The sequence below is a fragment of the Anaerobacillus arseniciselenatis genome, from assembly GCF_001865995.1.
GTDB lineage: Bacteria > Bacillota > Bacilli > Bacillales > Anaerobacillaceae > Anaerobacillus > Anaerobacillus arseniciselenatis.
The window spans coordinates 12,574-32,979 of the sequence record NZ_MLQQ01000042.1 but is presented as its reverse complement, the minus strand read 5'-3'; the positions used below and the strand labels follow the sequence as shown (position 1 = coordinate 32,979).

Here is a 20,406-nt window from a genome sequence, read left to right as displayed (position 1 = left end):
TACGTCTATATTTAGTAGGAACCGCGTGGTGTCAGACACTTTTGTCCCACCCTCTTTAACGTCTTCGGTGACTGACATTTTTTTGGGGACACCCTCTTATTTTTTTCTTTTAAAAAGTTTTGCAAAAGTTGTTTTAATATTATTAAATTTATCTTTAATTAGAAGTTCTAGCCCGACAATTGTGAGCGACAGTGGGTTAGCATAATTCTTCTTCACTTCCCACTTCAATTCATCTTTTCCACAAATACTATAACTGTTTAGTTCACGAACTTCTTTTTTTATATTTTCAAACCCCTTAACTTTCTCCCCTTCTGGTAATTGTATTATTCTATCAATCTCATCGATAAAATTTAATGAATAATTTACTTTTTTCTTCACTTGCTCATATGTTAATTCATCGATTAGTTTATATTTATATTTAAAGGCGTTAAGGGCTAAAGCAGATTCATACGTTGCCCTAACAATATCATCTCTTGATAAATCCTTCGTTTCATAACTTAACATGTATTTCCATGAAGGTTGTATAAGAGCATTTCGATGATCTTCTACCGTGTGACAAAACTTTTTATAGCCATGTAACTCAGGATTTTCAAAAGCAGGACTTCCTGGATCAAGAAAAGGAGCTAACGGCGCAATAAAATAAGATAACCTCTTGTCTTGATTACATCTTAAATGGATTTCTTCACAAAACTCTACGTTTTTAATAGCACTTTCATAGTTTTGTCCGGGTATACCGACCATAAAAAACAGATCAATTTTTGAACAATTGTGGTTTAAAGCTGACAGGATCGTTTCTATTACCTTTTCATTCGTACAATTAAATTTTCCATTAACTCTTCGTATTTCTTCATCAAAGCTTTCCAAAGTTATTTCAATACTATACTTAGGAATAGATTTTTCTATTTCACCAAAAAACTCATCACCTGCTGAGTGAAACAGTTCAAACACTAATTCATTTTTCAGCTTCGCTTTTCTGTTTTGCAAACGATTCAAAAAGTCAGAAACGTACTCTGCTCCTCCTTGCCGAATATCATTTAAGAGGAAAATGGGTGCTCTACTAAACCGTTGAATAAATAATATGTCTTTTTCTAATTTACTAGGTGAGCGCATCGCTATTTTTTTACGGTTACATAACATCTCGTAAGATGATTTCGTTCCACCGCAAATTAAACAATTATAATTACAGCCCTTTGAAGTTAATAATGCCGTGTTAGGATATTTTAGCCAATCTGAATAAGGAAGTGGATCTAAAAAGTTCCAATATTTAAATACGGAACGGATCACATAACGATATCCTGGAATATCAAATTCATCCAAGTTATCTACTACATACGTTTGATCATTAATGATCGGCTTCCCGTCTTTTTTCCACGTTAAATTAGGAATTATTGAAAAATTTTCCTCACCACGCTCAATTTGCTTCATCCATTGCAAAATTAATTCTTCTGTAGAATCACCACGAAATACAAAATCAACATACGGGGATTTTATTAATTCTTCGTGATAATAAGAAGATGATAAACCACCCAAAATCACCGGTACATTTGGATGGTACTTTTTTATAATTTTTGCAAGTTCAAGGCTACCGTGGGCATGTGGTAACCAATGGAGATCAATACCAAACGCTTTCGTTTTAATTTTTTTTATCTTTTTCTCTACATCAAATTTAGGATCCAACACCATCCTATTAGCGATATTTATGATCTTTACTCGATATCCATCTCTTTCTAAATAATCTCCTATACTAGTTAATCCGATGGGATACATTTCAAAGATTGGTGAAGATGGGACCACATCACTAATTGGACCAACTAATAACGATTTTTCCCTAAAGTCATACACACTTGGTGGGTGTAAAAGTGCTAAATCAACTTTCACCTAAAGCACCTCCTTATAATTTTGCATACTTTAAAGTATTCAGTTCGTTAGTTTCAAACAATGAAAAACAGTATTTTTCTTTTAATGTTCAAAATTGAAAGGTTAATTTCGTAAACAATATCGTTTTTCGGTCTTTTTGTGAAAGAAGTGCTAGATGCTAACTATAAATCTTTAAATAGGACGATAGCTTTTAAAAAAGAACTTTTTGTGAAATAATTCACAAACTAGTTTGACCTGCATATATTGATATTGAATAAAGGAACGATTCGCAAACTTACTTTTTTAGAATAGGAAGGTGGCTAGTATGAAAAAAAATAAAATAGTTATTCTTGGCGGTGGGTATGCGGGTTTAATGACTGTCGTAAATTTACAGAAGAAGTTAAAAAGAGAAGAAGCAGATATTATTCTTGTAAACAATGAAGATTATCAATATTTAACGACTAAGTTACATGAACCTCCTGCCGGCACTTTAGAAGAAGAAGAAATCAAAATCATGATAAATGAGGTCGTTGATACAAATACCGTTACATTTAAGAAGTCAAATGTTATCGGTATCGATAAAGAAAATAAAAAAGTCTATCTAGAAAATGAAGAGATCGTATATGATTATTTAGTCGTTGCATTTGGGGCAGTACCAGAAACATATGAGATTCCTGGTGTAGGAGAACACACATATTTTATTTTCAATTCTGATAGTATCCACAAACTAAGAAATCAAATCGAAAAAATGTTTCAAAGATATAGTAAAGAGACTAATGACGATTTATTAAGTTTTATCGTTGTTGGTGGTGGCTTTACTGGTGTCGAGTTTTTATCAGAATTGGCCTATAACGCACCTTCCTTATGTAACAAATATAAAGTTCCTTTAGAAAAAATTAAAATTACTTGTATTGAAGCTAGTTCATCAATTTTAAGGGAATTCGATCAAGAAATTATAAATTATTCGTTATTTATTTTAGAACAGTATGGAATAAAAATTATTTGTAATGAAAAAGTTATTCGTTGTGAAAGCGACGGTGTAGTTTTAAGCAATTCAGAGAAGATACGCGCAAATACAATCGTTTGGACGGTTGGTATTAAAGGGAGTCATCTAGCAGCTCAATCTGGATTTAATGTAAAAAATGGCCGTGTTAAGATTAATCAATTTTTACAAGTCCCAGGAGAAAAGAATATATTCTTTATTGGTGATAGTAGTATATTTATCGATGATAAAGGAAATGAAGAGCCACCAACAGCTCAAATAGCTATTCAACAAGGAGAGCACTGTGCTAAAAACCTTATTGCATTAATTAAAGGAGAAAAACTGAAACCTTTTAAATATGTGTACCGAGGTACGTTAATGTCTTTAGGTAGAAAAAAAGCTACTGGGGTAGTTTATGGTGTAAAAGTGAAAGGGAGAATTGCTTCATTTTTGAAAAAAGTAACTGAATGGCGCTACTACTTAAAACTAGGTGGCCTTAAGCTCTTATTCAAAAAAATGTTTATATGAAGAAAAGTGCAAGGCGCCTGCCTGTCGGCGAAAAGCACTGGAAGGCCTGCCCGTAGCGGTCAGGTTTTAGACCGCAAGGGAAGGACTGAAGTGGTCGAGCCGATGGCGCCTGGAACTAGACAGATAAGAAAAGCGGAGGCGCCTTGGTCAGCGAAGCAACTTCTTCGAATTACTCCTTGAGCTTTGCGACGAGTAACCGCAGGAGCATCGAAAAGCGCAGCGCTTTAAACACCTGATTACTTTACTAAAAAGAAGTCCGATATAAGTTCACCAATGGTATTGGTTGACACTTTGTTATCGGACTCCCCTTTTTTAGAATTCATTCTAGCCCTTTTAATTAAATGTTGAGCTCAATTAATAAATCACCGGTTTGTATCGCTTCTCCGTTATGAACGTGAACCCGCTCTACGACTCCATTAAATGGTGCTTGCACAGTTGTTTCCATTTTCATCGCTTCAGTAATCATGAGATGGTCACCTTTTTTAACCTTATCACCAGCTGATACAAGTGTTTTTACGACCGTACCAGGCATCGTTGCTCCAATATGGTTGTTGTTCCCTTTGTCTGCCTTTACTTTCACAGAAACGGTACTCTCTACATTTTGATCTTTAATAACGACTTCACGTCGCTGTCCATTTAATTCAAAATAAAGAATTCTCGTACCATCTTTTTGGGCCTCGCCAACTGAAACTAGTTTCACGATTAACGTTTTTCCTTGCTCAATTTCCACTTTAATTTCTTCACCGAGTCTTAACCCATACAAAAATGTCGGCGTATCAAGAACTGATAAATCTCCAAACTGTTCATAAAAGCGCTGTTGGTCTAAATAAACCTTTGGATAAAGTGCATAAGAAATAATATCAAAGTCAGTTACTTGACGGTTTAACTTTTCAAATAATTCTTCTTTTAGCGAATCAAAGTTAACCGCTGGTAAGTTTTCACCTGGTCTTGTCGTAAATGCTTTCTTCCCTTTCAAAATAATTTGTTGTAATTTTTCAGGAAAGCCTTGATAAGGTTGCCCTAAGTTCCCTTGGAAAAATTCAACAACAGAATCAGGGAAGTCTAACGAACTACCACGTTCGAAAATATCTTCTTCAGTTAAATTATTTTGTACCATAAATAAGGCCATATCACCAACGATTTTCGAAGATGGTGTTACCTTTACGACATCCCCGAACATATCGTTAACCGTTCGGTACATCTTTTTCACTTCATTCCAACGGTTTTTCAAGCCAACTGCCTTGGCTTGCTGTTGTAAGTTACTATACTGTCCGCCAGGCATTTCATGTTCATATACCTCTGAGTGCGGAGCGTTCATGCCACTCTCAAACCCTTGATAATACTTTCTAGTATCTTCCCAGTATTCACCTAACTTTTCAACGGCTCCAATATCGACATTCGGTTGCCTATCACTACCAGAAAGAGCATAATACAGGCTATTCATGCTCGGTTGTGAAGTAAGTCCAGCCATCGATCCTACAGCAACATCGACAATATCAACACCTGCTTCAATCGCTCTTGCATATGTGAATAGGCCGTTTCCACTCGTATCGTGTGTATGCAAGTGTATCGGAATGTCAATCGACTCTTTCAGTGTAGACACAAGTTTGTAAGCTGCTTCTGGTTTTAATAAACCTGCCATATCTTTTATGCCAAGAATATGAGCTCCCGATTGTTCGAGTTCTTTTGCCAGCGCTTTATAATAATCAAGATTGTACTTCGGTCTATTCGGATCTAAAATATCACCCGTATAACACATCGTTGCCTCAGCGATTTTACCTGATGAACGAACAGCATCAATAGTTAGTGTCATCCCAGGAACCCAGTTTAAACTGTCAAAAATTCGAAATACATCAATCCCTGCCTCTGCCGATTTTTGAACAAACTCTTCAATAAGATTATCCGGATAATTCGTATACCCAACCGCATTTGATGAGCGAAGTAGCATTTGTAAAAGGACGTTCGGCATTTGCTTTCTTAACGTTAATAAACGCTCCCACGGATCTTCATGTAAAAACCTCATTGCAACATCAAAGGTTGCTCCTCCCCACATTTCAGAAGAAAACAAATGAGGGAGCATTCTCGCCGTAGGTTCGGCAATTCTCTTTAAATCGTTAGTTCTAACTCGTGTTGCCAACAGAGATTGATGAGCATCACGGAATGTCGTATCAGTAAGTAACACTCCCTTTTGTTCCTTCACCCATTTTGCAACACCGTCAGCGCCTCTTTCATCTAAAATTTGCTTAGTGCCGTTTGGAATTGGCTCTAACAAGTTTAATTTAGGAATAGCTGGTTGATCAAATACAGGCTTTTTCACATTCTCTAAACCAGGGTACCCATTGATCGTTGTTTCACCAATAAATGTTAACATTTTCGTTCCACGATCTTTTCGTTTCGGAAAAACAAATAACTCAGGAGTTGTATCAATAAAAGATGTATTGTATTCACCATTTAAAAACTTCTCGTGTTGAACAACATTTTCTAAAAAGGCGATATTTGTTTTTATTCCACGGATTCTAAACTCCCTTAAATTCCTTAACATCTTTGATGCTGCATCTTCAAAGTTTAGAGCCCATGTCGATAATTTCACTAGTAAAGAATCGTAATACGGAGATATCACAGATCCTTGAAAACCGTTACCAGCATCAAGTCTCACGCCAAATCCGCCACCTGAACGATACACGGAAATCCTACCTGTATCCGGCATAAAATTATTACTCGGGTCTTCCGTTGTTACGCGTGATTGGATCGCATAACCGTGGCACATAATTTTATCTTGACTCGGGATATTCAGCTTTTTCCCGTGAATTTCTTCTCCATCAGCAATAAAAATTTGCGCTTGAACAATGTCGACACCGGTGACCATCTCTGTAATCGTGTGCTCTACTTGAACACGTGGGTTTACTTCAATAAAGTAGAACTCACCAGAATCAGTGACTAAAAACTCAACAGTTCCAGCGTTGATATAGCCGACATTTTCCATTAATTGAACAGCAGCAGCACAAATTTTTTCCCTAACTTCATCGGTTAACGACACACTTGGAGCAATCTCTACTACTTTTTGGTGACGGCGTTGTACGGAACAATCTCTTTCATAAAGATGGATGATATTTCCGCTACCGTCACCTAATATTTGAACTTCAATATGTTTTGGGTTTTCAATAAATTTTTCAACATAAACTTCATCATTACCAAATGCCGATTTAGCTTCTGATTTAGCTCGATCATAAGCTTCACTTAGCTCATCTTGAGATCGAACAATTCTCATACCGCGGCCTCCACCTCCGAGTGAAGCTTTAATAATAAAAGGAAAGCCGTGTTGACGAGCAAAACTACTTACTTCTTCCACGCTATTAACTGGACCATCACTTCCTGGAATAACCGGTAAACCGGCATTAATCGCTTGTGTCCGTGCTTGCACTTTATCGCCAAACATAGTTAAATGCTCAGAACGCGGACCTATGAAAATAATCCCTTCTTCTTCACAACGCTTCGCAAAATGAATATTTTCCGAAAGAAAACCGTACCCTGGATGAATAGCATCGACACCATTTCGTTTAGCAATTTCAATAATTCCATCAATGTCTAAATAAGCATCGATCGGCTTTTTTCCTTCACCGACTAAATAAGCTTCATCTGCCTTATAACGATGATAAGCACCCGTATCCTCATTAGAGTAAATGGCAACAGTACGAATATGTAGTTCTGTACAAGCTCGAAAAATTCGAATTGCTATTTCACCACGATTTGCGACTAATACTTTTTTGATCTTATTTAACCTATTCATGTTACAACGCCTCCTGACAATTTTTAATCACCTACACGTCTGATGATCAGCTCATAAGTACTCCAAAATAGACTTAATATCTATCATACATTTTTTCAAAAAATATTTAAAGGAAATTTTATTAAAAATGCTGAATTTTTTATTATTTGAGTGAATTTCATAATTACCAAAAATTGAGCCACATCATGCAATATATAGTTTGCGAATGGTTTTGACGCAACTATATATTGATCTTAGTGGAGAGAATCATGAATTATGAAATTCATTAAATTAAATGGAGTGAATTTCACTTTAAAATTTCTCTTATCGCTTTTACTATTACCCAACCGTCTGAATAAAACATCCCTATTTTATATGGAATTAAATTCATCACACATACCCAAAGATTAAATAACGCAAACCATTGAAGCCATAGCGTAATAAAGTCGAGGTCATTCCCTAAAACTGGGGAAAATAAAAGAATAGCTATGAAGGCATTTAGTAATGGACCCCCGAGGGAGATCCAAATTTGTTTTAAAGGAGATAAGTATGAAGTCAATTCAAAAAAAGTTGCTCCTCCATAAGGAAATATGCGAAGAACAAACGTTAAACTTTTTAATTTAAAGTGAATGAGCTTTTTACCACTCCCAACACTTATTGTGACATTGTCAACGAAATAAAATTTAGTCATAAAGTAATGTCCTAATTCGTGAAGTAAGGTAGTTAGAGGTATAATTGTAAAAAAGCAAAAAATGATAAATAATATATATTCCATAAGTTCCCCTATCTTTCTTATCTTTTAAAAAAAAAGATGACTTCTGTTTGAGCGCTTCCCATCTAAAACCAAAAGGGATGCTCAAAAGAGTCATCTTTTTTTAATAAAGTTATCTTTTCATAGACGCTTCATGAAGAGCTGCAAGTTCCCGTTCAAGTGCAGCTAACAGTTCCTTACCTTTTTCCTCTTCTATAAGCTCAAGGCGGATTGCGAAATCAATTTCCCTAGACAAGCCGAACATTTGGGTATCTAAAACCTCTTCATAAAGAGGGCATTGTGGCATTGTTAAGTTTGCCATTTGAACTTCGATAAGTTTTAAAATCTTATTTGCATCCGCTTTTAGAAGGGCGTACGCTTTTTCGTTATGTCCTGTTTGAACATCGTTAGACATTGGTTATTCCCTCCCATACGAGTTGTGTCACTGTCCCTTATTACCTTATGATAGCTTTTATAGTAAGAAAATGCAATATTTATGAAACTTTTATCGCTTCAAAATGGTCGTTTTTAAAAAATACTTAAATCCCATCTACTTGATAAGCTCTCTAGCAACTTCATTCCTGCAACACTATTCCCTCGTTCATCTAATGCTGGACCGTAAATACCTATTCCTATACCGTGAGGAACTGCACCCATAATCCCCCCTGAAACACCACTTTTTGCAGGGATGCCGACCTTGATGGCAAATTCACCTGAAGAATTATACATCCCACAAGTAACCATAAATGTTTTTAAAATTCTAGTGATGTGAAGAGGAATTACTTGTCTTTCTGTGACAGGGTTTTTCCCTTCATTAGCAATGACGTAACCTAGCTTTGCTAAATCATGACAATCTAATTGGATCGCACATTGCTTCGTGTATAAATCCAGTAACTCTTCGATATCACTTTTTATGACATCGTGTTGTTTCATAAAATAACATAATGACCGATTTAAATACGCTGTCTCGAATTCAGATTTAGCGACTCGTTCACAATAACCTAGATCAGTATTATTCGTCATTTCATGAACCAGGCTTAATAAACGACCTAGCTTTTCACCTGTACTTTCCCCGATGATCATATCAGTTACAGCTAATGCTCCTGCATTAATCATCGGATTCAAAGGCTTTGATGGGCGATTAGATTCAAGCTTAACGATAGAATTAAACGGGTCACCTGTAGGCTCCATTCCTACACGCGAAAAAACATAATCTTCCCCTCTATCCATTAATGCTAATGCTAACGTCAATACTTTTGAAATACTTTGTAGCGTAAATTTTTCATGAATACAACCTGCCGAGTAACAATCTTCATAGCCACGATAAACTGCAATTGAAAGCGTATCAGGATCAGCATCCCCTAACGCCGGTATGTAATCTGCAACATTGCCGTATTTTGTGAACTTTTTTGCTTCCATTACCATTTCATCTAATGCCTCTTGATGTAAACACTCTGTCATTTTCAGCACTCTCCTAAATGTCTGTTCTTTATTAGAATGACCATCTACTATTATTCCATGAATAATAGTATCATTTTTTAGAAAAGCTTGGCTACGCTTACATAAAAAACAGAATGACTACAGTAAATGTAATCACTCTGTTTTTAAGCAAAAGCGGTTGTTATTTAAAGTAAGTCAGCTGCTAGTTGGGCAAGGCCTGAGCGTTCTCCTTTTTCAAGTTTTACATGACCGCTAATTTTTTCATTTTTAAATTTTTCAACAACATACGTTAATCCATTCGTAAATTCATCTAAATACGGATGATCAATTTGTTGGGGATCACCCATTAGAACAATTTTACTTCCTTCGCCTACTCGTGTTAATATCGTTTTCACTTCGTGTTTCGTTAAATTTTGAGCTTCATCAATAATGATAAATTGTTCTGGAATACTGCGTCCACGTATATACGTTAATGCTTCAACTTGTATAGACCCCATTCCAGCTAATATTTGATCGATCTCACCAGGCTTTTTCGTATTAAACAAAAACTCAAGGTTATCATAGATCGGCTGCATCCACGGTCGTAGTTTTTCTTCTTTTTCTCCTGGCAAATAACCAATATCCTTGCCGACTGGTACCACAGGCCTTGCAACCAGCAGTTTCTTGTAATGATGAAGATCTTCTGTTTGTAACAGTCCTGCCGCTAAAGAAAGTAACGTTTTTCCTGTTCCCGCCTTTCCGACCAAAGTAACTAAAGGTATATCGTCTTGCAATAATAATTCAAATGCCATTTTTTGTTGTACATTCCTTGATTTTATCCCCCAAACTTGATCAGGATCCATTTTAAACGGTTTAACCAATCTACAATTTTTATCAATTTTTCCAATTGCTGAACTTGAGCTACCAAGTTCATCTTTTAAAATGACAAACTGATGAGGGTATAAATGAGTTTTTTGTTTTAAATCCTCTACTTTAACTTCTTGCTCTGTGTAAAATTTTGTTAACACGTCTAAGCTAACGAAAGCCTCGAGGTATCCTGCATAAATATGATCTGATTCAATGACCCTATCATTTAAAAAGTCTTCTGCTTGAATTCCGATTGCATCGGCCTTAACTCGTAATAACGCGTCTTTTGAAACTAATATAACTGGTTTTTTATTTTCTTTACTACTCTCTTCTAATAATAAATTTAATGCTACTGCTAATATTCGATTGTCATTCGTTTTTTCATCAAACACCTCTTTCATTTTTTCAAATGAACGGTGATTTAGTTCAACCCTTAGTACTCCACCATTTTCTAAGTTCACTTTTTCATGGAGTTTTCCTTTTTTACGTAAACGATCCATAATTTTTGCAATTTGTCTAGCATTTCTTCCAATCTCGTCCATATACCTTTTCTTTGAGTCAACTTCTTCTAATACAACTGCTGGGATAACTACTTCATTATCCTCAAATGCGAAGATTGCAAAAGGATCTTGTAATAATACGTTCGTATCTAAGACGTAGATTTTATTCAATGTTACGCCTCCTTGACTAGTGTAATGGGATGATTGTCTTATTACTATGATATGCAGGAAAAATAAATTTGAGATGTGTGAATAAAAAAATGATTAAACGTAAATCTTCCTTTCAAAAGATTGTTAGTTCAACTTATAAAATTTTAAAAGAGTTTTACTATAAATGTATGTACAACCGAATAAAGTTAGACGAAGAAACGAACAATAATTATAAATATTTACAAGAAAGGGATGTTTAATCATGAAATTAATAAACATTTGTATATATTCTATATTGTTTTCGATGCTCTTTGCTTGTCAGCCAAACACCGCTCATGAAAATGATGGAAATCAGCAACCATTAGGTATTGCTGAACAAGCAGAAGATCCACGGATGAACGAAAATAAAAGTGCTCAAGAAGTTGCTGAACATTTAGTTCACCTTGCAGAGCGAGTACCTGAAGTAGAAGCTGCAACAGCTTTAGTTCTTGGCGATTTAGCAGTAGTAGGGATTGATGTAAGTGAGGAGTTAGACCGCTCAGATGTCGGTGTTGTGAAGTACGAAGTCGTGGAAGCTTTAAAAGATGACCCACATGGTGCTTATGCTTCTATAAGTGCAGATCCAGATATAAATGCGCGATTAAGAGGAATGCAGGAAGATATCCAGGCAGGACATCCTATTGCCGGGATAATGAATGAATTAGCAGCGATCGTTGGCCGATTAATGCCAATTGTACCTGGTCCTGAACATGAAAAAGCTGAGCCTGAGCCAACTGATGCAAATGAAGAAAGATTAAATGAAGGACAAGAAAGTCAACTTGAAGAACTGCAAGAAGAGCACGGAAAAAGAGATATGGACGACGAAAATATTCGCGAAATCGACGAAGAACAAAAACAAGAAGAAAATAGAAGGCAGTTAGAAAAAGATGAAGGTGAAAATGAAGAAATAAACAACGATTGATATATAGGAAGAAGAAAGCTTAGTCGTCGACTAAGCTTTTTTCATCGCAGTCATTACTTGTAAATCTAACTTATCAGCTGCTTCTTTGTCATATGTTTTTTCATACTCAGGTTCAACAGATATTTTTGAACCGTAAAACATTACATCGCGGACTTCGCTAATTGTTATTTCAACGAGGGCTAACTTTAGTGGGACCTCTTCTAGCTTTTCTACTTTAACTTGCGCTGTTCCGCTAATTGAGTATGTAGACTCATTTCCGATTATATTTAGAACAGCATGAGGGTTAGCTTTAATATTTTCTATAATTCGCGAGCGGTTATCGACAGCAAAACGAACAGCCTCTTTTTTAGGAGCATATACCCAAGAAATCGCACTTATATTCGGTGCGCCTGTTTCATGATCTACCGTTGCAATAGTTACAAAACGTTCCTTTTGTAATAACTGAAATAACTCATCTGTTAAAATTTGTTCTACTTGATTAGCCAAAATAAAAACCTCCTTAAATAATAAAAAAATTAGTAGTCACCTATTAATTTAAGATGCTAAATATATTTTTCCTAACTGAGTGAATTTCATAATACCAATAAATAGTCACCTCATCAATCTACATCTAGTTCAGGACGATTAAACTCAACCAGATGAGGCAGCCTAGTGTGCTAAATAAGAATTATGAAATTCATTAATGTATTGTTACAATTACACTATACCTTTTTTTACCTTATGTTTAAACTATTTTGCTTATTCATGATAAGAAAAGCGAAAGACGCCAAATGATCTCCTTCACAATAGCAACTTTTTCAATTATAATGCTTGTATACCTTTACAAAGATTGGTAAACGAAGATGAGGTGAATAATGATGAGAGTTAAATGCGTCATTTGTGATAAAATTGAATCTATTGATAGTGATTCTTTTTTAGCGAAGCGCTTAAGAAATAGACCGAAGCATACATACACATGTCAAAGTTGTTACGATCGAATAACTGAAAAAACGAAAGCCAGATTAGCAACTGGTAACTTTCGTTTTAATAAACCAATAGAAAATGATGACGAGTGGTAACAAGAAAAACGCATGCGCACGCCTATCGGTGAAAAGCACTGGAAGACCTATCCGCGGAGGTCAGGTTTTAGACCGCAATGGAAGGGCTATAATGGAATGATCGAGCTCGTATGCGCTGGAGCTATACAGCATTCAAAGTATAAAACGAGTTATAATTTCTAATCTATGTAAAAAAAAGAGGCTGGGACAAAATAAAGTGTCAGACACCGCTAGGCACCAAATATAGACATTCGATTAATCTTTCTTGTCTATATTTAGTACGACCCGCGTGGTGTCAGACACTTTTGTCCCAACCTCTTTTTTATTTTGAAATATCGTTACGCATTTTCTGTTCTCTTTTCTTTATGAAGTCGAAATTTATACGCACCTAGTACTAATGTTGCTATGAGTAGTGACTCAACGACAGGAAGTGTTAAAGCTAAAAACGTAATAAAAATCGAACCGAAAAGTAAAACGATATAAACAATTGCCGTCTTTAAAACCGGTAGTTTCCGCGCAAACCCTAAATTATATACAACCACCGTTAAAATAACAACGACGATATAAAGAATTGAAAATGCAAATAAAAATTGCTCTGGATTTCCCGCTCCTAATGCTTCAGCTAAAAAGGAAAAATTCGGTGTCGGGATCTTTTCACCAGGGGTAGCCATAATAGCCCTCCTTTGAGTAAGGTGTTAAACTTTATTAGCTAATTTGTTTCTCTTCTCAATTCGCTCACGTTCGTTTTTATCTAGAATTTTCTTTCTTAGACGAATTGATTCTGGCGTAATTTCACATAACTCATCATCATTTAAATACTCTAATGATTCTTCTAATGTCATAATCCTCGGTCGTTTCATCGTAACTGTTTGATCTTTATTCGCTGAACGCATATTCGTCATTTGTTTCACTTTTGTTAAGTTGACCGTAATATCGTTTTCTCTCGTATGTTCGCCAACAATCATACCTTCATAAACTTCAGTTCCTGGCTCAACGAAAATAATTCCACGGTCTTCTACTTGCATAATACTGTATTGGCTTGCTTTTCCTTGCTCCATCGATACTAATACACCTTGACGTCTACCACCTACTTTACCTTCTAGCATCGGTTGATAACCGTCAAATGTATGATTAATAATACCATAACCACGAGTTTGTGTCATAAATTCAGTAGAGTAACCAATTAGGCCACGAGCTGGGACCAAAAATTCAAGTCGAACTTGACCACTACCGTTATTAACCATGTTTAACATTTCACCTTTACGCTCTCCTACCGACTCCATAATGGCTCCAGTATATTCTTCTGGAACGTCGATAATCACTCTTTCCACAGGCTCAGAACGAACTCCGTCCACTTCTTTAACAATAACTTCCGGTTTTGATACTTGTAATTCATAACCTTCTCGTCTCATGTTTTCAATTAAAATGGATAAATGAAGCTCACCACGACCTGAAACAATCCAAGCTTCTGGTGAATCTGTATTATCTACACGTAAACTAACGTCTGTTTCCAGCTGCGCTCTAAGGCGTTCTTCGATTTTTCTACTCGTAACGTATTTCCCTTCGCGACCGGCAAATGGGCTATTGTTAACCGAAAACGTCATTTGTAACGTCGGCTCATCAATTCGTAAAATCGGTAAAGCTTCTTGGTGGTCAAGTGGACAAACTGTTTCACCTACATTGATTTCTTCCATCCCTGAGATAGCAATAATGTCTCCTGCGATCGCTTCTTCAATTTCGATTCGCTTTAATCCGATAAAACCGAACAATTTCGTCACACGGAACTGCTTCACTGATCCGTCTAATTTCATTAAAGCAACTGGTTGTCCAACCTTAATGCTACCACGGAATACACGACCAACACCAATTCTTCCAAGATAATCATTATAATCTAACATCGTAACTTGAAATTGTAGCGGTTCCTCGCGATTGTCAACCGGAGTTGGAATATGATCAATAATAGCAGAAAATAAGTCATTCATATTTTCATTTTGCTTTTCAGGCTCAGGGTCAACACTTGCGGTACCGTTTATTGCTGACGCATAAACAACTGGAAAATCTAATTGCTCTTCATCTGCATCTAAGTCAATTAATAAATCTACCACTTCATCAACTACTGCTGCAGGTCTAGCTGCGGGCTTGTCTATTTTATTTACGACAACAATCGGTGTTAATTTTTGTTCTAACGCTTTCTTTAATACGAAACGAGTTTGTGGCATACAACCTTCGTAAGAATCTACGACAAGTAGAACCCCATCAACCATCTTCATAATACGTTCAACTTCTCCACCGAAATCGGCATGCCCTGGAGTGTCTAAAATATTAATACGTGTATCTTCATATTGAATAGCGGTATTTTTCGCTAAAATGGTAATTCCTCTTTCTTTTTCTAACGCATTTGAGTCCATCGCTCGCTCTTCTACTTGTTCATTTGTACGAAATGTTCCTGATTGATGTAACAACTGATCAACTAACGTTGTTTTACCATGGTCAACGTGAGCGATGATCGCAATGTTACGAATATCTTTTCTATGTTTCATCTATTATGTCTCTCCTTAAAATTGTAATATTTTTTCACTTTTTACCCACAACTGTTCTATTATAGCACAACTTTTTCAATCGAATACAATTTTATATTTTTCCTCATTTTTAAGTTTAATTTCAAGTTATTTCACTTTTCTAACGAGCAAAATACTTGTACACTAATAAGTAGGAGGGATTAACTTGAAAAAAGAACAAATAATCTTCTTATTATGTGCAATATTTACAACGTTCTCCATCATTGGTATTGGCATTTCAATTGCATTAGAAAGTTTGCTTATCTTTAGCTTATCCATTTTATTAGCAACCATTTGTTGTGGAGTAGGCTTTACTTTAAGGAAAAAATTAGCAGCATCTACAAATGGATAAATAACAGGTAAACCAAAAGAGGCTGTCACATGAGTGTCTGACACCGTGTAGAACTCACTAAATATAGACGTTCAAATTAATTATCCGTCTATATTACGTGCCTAACGGTGTCTGGCACTTTCTTTTGGGACAGCCCTTTATTATTAATTCCTTCTTTAATGTTGCTGCTTTTTGCACTTTGACGTAAATACCCTTACTTTTTGATTCTTTTTAAGAGCGTATATAACTCCTGACGAAATCTCTCTAATCTTTTTTTGCACTCATTTATTTTGTTCAAATCTTCTACAACCATTGCATCGTGTAGTGTTGCCAGTTCATAATCAATTTCCAACCGCAAAACAGCGATCCTTGTTTCACAATCAGCCTTTTTAACTGATTGAACAACTTGTTTCATGGAAACCTACACCCCTTTATATTAATTTTTTAATAATGAATTTCATAATTCATTATTCTCTCCACTAAGATCAATATATAGTTGCGTCAAAACCATTCGCAAACTATATATTGCTTGATGTGGCTCATTTTTAGTGATTATGAAATTCACTCATATAAATTACCTTTCGAAAATAGTTATATAAACCTTAAAAGAACATTGTTTACGGAATTTTCTGATCGGGTAACTATATTATATTATATGCTTATACTTACCAGAATGTTTCTCACTAGCGTTATGGGAGCTACACCGTTCATCAATGTTCACAAACAATACTAACCTTTCACATCAAGGAGAATAACTTTGTTCCAAAAAGGATTTTATTTACATTTTACCACCGTTACTTCATTGTTAAACTAGGTATAAGCCCATTTCCTTATTGTCCAAGCTAATTTTTAGTGAATAAAATTCTTTTATGGTAGACTATTTACAGTAATAATTTAAAATTCACAATTATTTAAGCTTAGCTTCGAAGCTAAGCACTTAATTAATTTTAATTGAGTAACTTAAGCTTCAAGGCAATACCCACATGAATTTTTAATTTTAAATTGTAAATTGTACATTGAAAGGGATTGATTTAATGTTTACCGGCTTTACAGAAAAAGACTTTGAAACATTTTCAATTGATGGCCTAGAGGATCGCATGACTGCGATACAGGAAAGAATTCAACCGAAGTTTAAAGAAATAGGCGAAGTTCTCTGTGATGACATCGCTACTCTTAGTGGTAATGAAATGTTTTTACATATAGCAAAACACGCTAGAAGGACCGTTAATCCACCGAACGATACTTGGATGGCTATTTGTCATAATAAACGTGGCTATAAAAAGCACCCTCACTTTCAAATTGGACTTTTCGACGATCACGTATTTATCTGGTTTGCTCTTATTTATGAAGTTCCAAACAAGAAACAAATTGCTGAAACCTTTTTAGATCATATCGATTCTATTTACGAAACGATTCCGAAAGATTTTGTCATTTCTCTCGACCATATGAAAAAAGAGGCTACTTCACTTATTGATATTGATAAAAATGATTTTGAAAACATGTTAACTCGTTTTCGTGATGTTAATAAAGTAGAATTTCTAGTTGGGCGACACATCCGTGCGAACGATCCTATCTTAAAAGACGGCGATCAATTTTTAAATCTCGCTAAAAATACGATGAAAACTTTAATGCCACTATACAAAAAATCAAGCTCAGTTTAATAGCTGAGCTTGATTTTTTTAGTGGCTGGCATTTCCTTGTTTAAAGCTTCTTTTACTACATGGTAACAGCTGTAATTCGATTCTTTATCAAACTGCTTAAATAATTGTTTTTCCTCACTTTTAGAGGGAACAATTTTTTTGAAGCGTTTGTACAAAGTTAACATTTCATTTTTTTCAATTCCAGTCTCATAAGCTTTTTCAATTCCTTCAAAAAATTGAACAACATCTATTACTTCTTCTTTTGTCCAATCGAGGGAAATAGGAATGTTTATATTCATGTATTAAATCTCCTTGTAGTGTTTCTATTGTGTTATTCCTTAAATTTACAAGTTCTTCAACTTATTTTGAACTTGATCGGCCAGATCAACCATCGTTTCAAAAAGCTCAGCAACAGAAGGAACGTCATTAATTAAACCGATCACTTGTCCTGCCCAGCCGAATCCCTCTTCTTCAATCCCTTCATATATATACTTTTTATTAGCTTCTCCACTAATATAATTTTTTAATGCATCATAGTCTGCACCTTTTTCTTCAAGGGAGAGAATTTGATCTGTCCAACTATTTTTAAGAGCACGCGCAGGAGCCCCTAGGTTACGTTTAATAACAACAGTATCATTTTCTGTCATTTCTACAATTTTCTGTTTGTATGATTCATGGGCATGTACACATTCTTTCGTAGCTACAAAACGAGTCCCCATCTCAATTCCTTCTGCCCCTAGTGCTAGCGCTGCCATTAAACCTCTTCCATCTCCAATACCTCCTGAAGCTATTACAGGTATTGAAACTGCATCAACGACTTGGGGAATTAATACGAGTGTACTCGTATCATTCCGTCCAAGATGCCCTCCCCCTTCTTGTCCGACGACCATTATCGCATCAGCACCTAGTTGTTCCGCCTTAACAGCTTGCCTCTTCGCAGCAACGAGGACAATTTTTTTCACGTCTACACCTTCTAATTGTTCAAAAATTGGTGCAGGATTCCCCCCTGTCATTGTCACAACTGGAACTTCCTCTTCGATCGCCACTCGAACCATATGGTCAAAAGGTCTCCCATGCTGACCAATAGCAAAGTTTACACCAAAAGGTTTATCAGTTTTTTGTTTTACTTTTTGAATTTCTTCTCTTAATTGTTCTGGAGATGAAAGTGACATCGCTGTAATTTGACCTAATCCACCAGCATTAGAAACCGCCGCAGCTAACTCTGAATAAGCTAAATAGGCAAGTCCTCCTTGAATAATCGGATATTTAATTTTTAAAAGTTCACTTACTTTAGTATTCATCGAAATCTCCCCCGTCTCAATAAAATAAATTACTTTTCTTTGTAAATATTTTCGATACTATTGAAGAAAACTCCTCTTAAACGCGCTTTATTGTTTTTTACCCTATCATTTTTTTTTTGAATTTGATATACTCATTTTTGTTTTATGCAAATCATACTTATTTTAATTTAGAGGTGAAATGGCAATTATGTCTCAAAAAAATACCCCATTATTTACTGGGTTACTCGAACACGTTAAAAGAAACCCCGTTCAATTTCATATACCTGGACATAAAAAAGGAACTGGTATGGACCCAGAATTTCGTAACTTTATAGGTGATAACGCTTTATCTATTGACTTAATAAATATTGGTCCTTTAGACGATCTGCATCACCCTCATGGCATGATAAAGGAAGCACAACAATTAGCTGCTAAAGCTTTCGGAGCTGATCATACTTTTTTCTCTGTACAAGGTACTAGTGGAGCGATCATGACGATGATCATGAGTGTTTGTGGGCCGGGAGATAAAATCATTGTCCCTAGAAATGTTCACAAATCGATTATGTCAGCGATTATTTTTTCAGGGGCAACTCCTATTTTTATTCATCCAATTATTGATCCTACTTTAGGGATTTCACACGGAATAACGATAGAAGCAGTAGAAAGCGCTTTGACGGCACATCCCGATGCTAAAGGGGTACTTGTCATTAACCCGACATATTTTGGTATCTCTGCCAATTTAAAAAAGATTGTTGAGGTCGTTCATAGTTACGGAATTCCAGTGCTTGTTGACGAAGCACACGGTGTCCATATTCATTTTCATGATGATCTCCCACTCTCCGCTATGCAAGCAGGTGCTGATATGGCCGCTACAAGTGTTCATAAACTAGGTGGGTCAATGACGCAAAGTTCCGTTTTAAACATAAAGGGCAACTTAGTTTCGCCAAAGCGAGTTCAATCCATCATTAGTATGTTAACAACTACATCTACTTCATATTTGCTGTTAGCATCTTTAGATGTTGCCAGAAAACAATTAGCAACGAAAGGGTACACCCTTATAAGCAAAACGTTACATTTAGCAAATGAAACAAGAGATGAAATTAACCAAATTAATGGTTTTCATTGTGTCGGTTCTGAAATCTTAGGAACTAAAGCAACTTACGACTTTGATCCTACTAAGGTGATTATCTCTGTTAAAGAGTTGGGGATTACGGGTTACGATGTGGAGGTTTGGTTACGTGAGAATTATAACATCGAGGTAGAGCTATCAGATTTATATAATATTCTTTGTATTATTTCAATCGGAGATACAAAAGAAACGATTGATATTCTTATTACTGCATTGAAGGAACTATCTCAAAAATACATGTCGAAAATTAAATCTCAACACACAAAACCAATTCGTGTACATGTTCCCGATCTTCCAACATTAGCTCTCTCACCGAGAGATGCCTTTTATTCTGAAACTGAGGTCATCCCATTTAAGGAGTCTGTTGGACGTATTATCGCTGAATTTGTCATGGTGTACCCTCCTGGAATCCCAATTTTTATACCTGGAGAAATCATTACTGAAGAAAATATTGATTATATTCAAGAAAATATCGATGTCGGCCTACCTGTCCAAGGCCCTGAAGACGAATCATTCAATAATATTCGTGTCATTAAAGAGCATAAGCCATTCATCTAATATGTCATACTAATTATTTATGGAGATAAATTGTACGGCACAAACCATTTCTGGCAACTTTATAATAAGAAAAGCGCAAGGCGCCCGCCTAT

Annotated in this window: 19 protein-coding genes; 7 read left to right on the top strand and 12 right to left on the bottom strand. The window is 35.7% G+C overall.

Annotated elements, in window-relative coordinates; all coding sequences use genetic code 11:
- Positions 1–96 precede the first annotated feature (96 nt).
- Positions 97–1,878, bottom strand: coding sequence for a TIGR04190 family B12-binding domain/radical SAM domain protein (locus BKP35_RS14845; protein WP_071314156.1), 1,782 nt, complete (start codon positions 1,876–1,878; stop codon positions 97–99).
- Between the two features lie 304 nt (positions 1,879–2,182).
- On the opposite strand from BKP35_RS14845, the gene BKP35_RS14840 reads away from it, so the two are divergent.
- On the top strand, positions 2,183–3,367 hold the full coding sequence (locus tag BKP35_RS14840; RefSeq protein ID WP_071314155.1) for an NAD(P)/FAD-dependent oxidoreductase: 1,185 nt from the start codon (positions 2,183–2,185) through the stop codon (positions 3,365–3,367).
- 337 nt (positions 3,368–3,704) lie between these two features.
- On the opposite strand, the gene pyc is transcribed toward BKP35_RS14840, so the two are convergent.
- The 5 genes from pyc to BKP35_RS14815 form a co-directional block, all read right to left on the bottom strand.
- Entirely contained in the window at positions 3,705–7,154 is a 3,450-nt protein-coding gene (gene pyc, locus BKP35_RS14835) for a pyruvate carboxylase (RefSeq protein WP_071314154.1), read from the bottom strand.
- 286 nt (positions 7,155–7,440) lie between these two features.
- On the bottom strand, positions 7,441–7,908 hold the full coding sequence (locus BKP35_RS14830; protein ID WP_071314153.1) for a site-2 protease family protein: 468 nt from the start codon (positions 7,906–7,908) through the stop codon (positions 7,441–7,443).
- 109 nt (positions 7,909–8,017) lie between these two features.
- Positions 8,018–8,299: an Fpa/YlaN family protein gene (locus BKP35_RS14825; RefSeq protein WP_071314152.1), complete on the bottom strand. Its 282-nt coding sequence runs from the start codon at positions 8,297–8,299 to the stop codon at positions 8,018–8,020.
- A 113-nt stretch (positions 8,300–8,412) separates the two neighbouring features.
- Positions 8,413–9,345, bottom strand: coding sequence for a glutaminase A (gene glsA / locus BKP35_RS14820; protein WP_071314151.1), 933 nt, complete (start codon positions 9,343–9,345; stop codon positions 8,413–8,415).
- Between the two features lie 164 nt (positions 9,346–9,509).
- Positions 9,510–10,841 carry a PhoH family protein gene (locus tag BKP35_RS14815; RefSeq protein ID WP_071314150.1) on the bottom strand — a complete coding sequence of 444 codons (1,332 nt, stop codon included), beginning with the start codon at positions 10,839–10,841 and terminating at the stop codon, positions 9,510–9,512.
- Between the two features lie 89 nt (positions 10,842–10,930).
- Between BKP35_RS14815 and BKP35_RS19670 the strand changes: the two genes are divergently transcribed.
- Positions 10,931–11,080: a hypothetical protein gene (locus BKP35_RS19670; RefSeq protein ID WP_169819240.1), complete on the top strand. Its 150-nt coding sequence runs from the start codon at positions 10,931–10,933 to the stop codon at positions 11,078–11,080.
- 2 nt (positions 11,081–11,082) lie between these two features.
- Positions 11,083–11,781, top strand: a complete 699-nt coding sequence (locus BKP35_RS14810) for a YhcN/YlaJ family sporulation lipoprotein (protein ID WP_071314149.1) — start codon at positions 11,083–11,085, stop codon at positions 11,779–11,781.
- A 30-nt stretch (positions 11,782–11,811) separates the two neighbouring features.
- Here the strand turns inward: BKP35_RS14810 and BKP35_RS14805 are convergent, their stop codons facing one another.
- Positions 11,812–12,267 carry a pyridoxamine 5'-phosphate oxidase family protein gene (locus BKP35_RS14805; RefSeq protein WP_071314148.1) on the bottom strand — a complete coding sequence of 152 codons (456 nt, stop codon included), beginning with the start codon at positions 12,265–12,267 and terminating at the stop codon, positions 11,812–11,814.
- Between the two features lie 371 nt (positions 12,268–12,638).
- Between BKP35_RS14805 and BKP35_RS14800 the strand changes: the two genes are divergently transcribed.
- Complete coding sequence (locus tag BKP35_RS14800; protein WP_071314397.1) at positions 12,639–12,839, top strand: YlaI family protein; 201 nt, start codon at positions 12,639–12,641, stop codon at positions 12,837–12,839.
- Positions 12,840–13,156: 317 nt separating this feature from the next.
- Here the strand turns inward: BKP35_RS14800 and BKP35_RS14795 are convergent, their stop codons facing one another.
- A complete protein-coding gene (locus BKP35_RS14795; RefSeq protein WP_084031692.1) occupies positions 13,157–13,489 on the bottom strand; it encodes a YlaH-like family protein in 333 nt (110 codons plus the stop codon).
- A 24-nt stretch (positions 13,490–13,513) separates the two neighbouring features.
- Entirely contained in the window at positions 13,514–15,358 is a 1,845-nt protein-coding gene (typA, locus tag BKP35_RS14790) for a translational GTPase TypA (RefSeq protein WP_071314147.1), read from the bottom strand.
- Positions 15,359–15,542: 184 nt separating this feature from the next.
- Between typA and BKP35_RS19020 the strand changes: the two genes are divergently transcribed.
- Positions 15,543–15,728, top strand: coding sequence for a DUF5325 family protein (locus BKP35_RS19020; protein ID WP_084031691.1), 186 nt, complete (start codon positions 15,543–15,545; stop codon positions 15,726–15,728).
- 193 nt (positions 15,729–15,921) lie between these two features.
- Here BKP35_RS19020 and BKP35_RS14780 read toward each other — a convergent pair whose 3' ends face one another.
- Positions 15,922–16,122, bottom strand: coding sequence for a hypothetical protein (locus BKP35_RS14780; protein ID WP_071314145.1), 201 nt, complete (start codon positions 16,120–16,122; stop codon positions 15,922–15,924).
- A gap of 619 nt (positions 16,123–16,741) precedes the next feature.
- On the opposite strand from BKP35_RS14780, the gene BKP35_RS14775 reads away from it, so the two are divergent.
- On the top strand, positions 16,742–17,368 hold the full coding sequence (locus BKP35_RS14775; protein ID WP_071314144.1) for a YktB family protein: 627 nt from the start codon (positions 16,742–16,744) through the stop codon (positions 17,366–17,368).
- Here the strand turns inward: BKP35_RS14775 and BKP35_RS14770 are convergent.
- Together BKP35_RS14770 and BKP35_RS14765 are read right to left on the bottom strand one after the other, a co-directional pair.
- Positions 17,365–17,646 carry a UPF0223 family protein gene (locus BKP35_RS14770; protein ID WP_071314143.1) on the bottom strand — a complete coding sequence of 94 codons (282 nt, stop codon included), beginning with the start codon at positions 17,644–17,646 and terminating at the stop codon, positions 17,365–17,367. The genes BKP35_RS14775 and BKP35_RS14770 overlap by 4 nt on opposite strands.
- A 45-nt stretch (positions 17,647–17,691) precedes the next feature.
- A complete protein-coding gene (locus tag BKP35_RS14765) occupies positions 17,692–18,654 on the bottom strand; it encodes an NAD(P)H-dependent flavin oxidoreductase (protein ID WP_084031690.1) in 963 nt (320 codons plus the stop codon).
- 181 nt (positions 18,655–18,835) lie between these two features.
- On the opposite strand from BKP35_RS14765, the gene BKP35_RS14760 reads away from it, so the two are divergent.
- Positions 18,836–20,314, top strand: a complete 1,479-nt coding sequence (locus BKP35_RS14760) for an aminotransferase class I/II-fold pyridoxal phosphate-dependent enzyme (protein ID WP_071314141.1) — start codon at positions 18,836–18,838, stop codon at positions 20,312–20,314.
- Positions 20,315–20,406 lie beyond the last annotated feature (92 nt).

Coding starts and splice junctions, on each gene's coding strand:
- BKP35_RS14840 (WP_071314155.1), top strand. CDS start 2,183: ATGAAAAAAAATAAAATAGTTATTCTTGGCGGTGGGTATGCGGGTTTA.
- pyc (WP_071314154.1), bottom strand. CDS start 7,154: ATGAATAGGTTAAATAAGATCAAAAAAGTATTAGTCGCAAATCGTGGT.
- BKP35_RS14830 (WP_071314153.1), bottom strand. CDS start 7,908: ATGGAATATATATTATTTATCATTTTTTGCTTTTTTACAATTATACCT.
- BKP35_RS14825 (WP_071314152.1), bottom strand. CDS start 8,299: ATGTCTAACGATGTTCAAACAGGACATAACGAAAAAGCGTACGCCCTT.
- glsA (WP_071314151.1), bottom strand. CDS start 9,345: ATGACAGAGTGTTTACATCAAGAGGCATTAGATGAAATGGTAATGGAA.
- BKP35_RS19670 (WP_169819240.1), top strand. CDS start 10,931: ATGATTAAACGTAAATCTTCCTTTCAAAAGATTGTTAGTTCAACTTAT.
- BKP35_RS14810 (WP_071314149.1), top strand. CDS start 11,083: ATGAAATTAATAAACATTTGTATATATTCTATATTGTTTTCGATGCTC.
- BKP35_RS14800 (WP_071314397.1), top strand. CDS start 12,639: ATGAGAGTTAAATGCGTCATTTGTGATAAAATTGAATCTATTGATAGT.
- BKP35_RS14795 (WP_084031692.1), bottom strand. CDS start 13,489: ATGGCTACCCCTGGTGAAAAGATCCCGACACCGAATTTTTCCTTTTTA.
- typA (WP_071314147.1), bottom strand. CDS start 15,358: ATGAAACATAGAAAAGATATTCGTAACATTGCGATCATCGCTCACGTT.
- BKP35_RS14780 (WP_071314145.1), bottom strand. CDS start 16,122: ATGAAACAAGTTGTTCAATCAGTTAAAAAGGCTGATTGTGAAACAAGG.
- BKP35_RS14775 (WP_071314144.1), top strand. CDS start 16,742: ATGTTTACCGGCTTTACAGAAAAAGACTTTGAAACATTTTCAATTGAT.
- BKP35_RS14770 (WP_071314143.1), bottom strand. CDS start 17,646: ATGAATATAAACATTCCTATTTCCCTCGATTGGACAAAAGAAGAAGTA.
- BKP35_RS14760 (WP_071314141.1), top strand. CDS start 18,836: ATGTCTCAAAAAAATACCCCATTATTTACTGGGTTACTCGAACACGTT.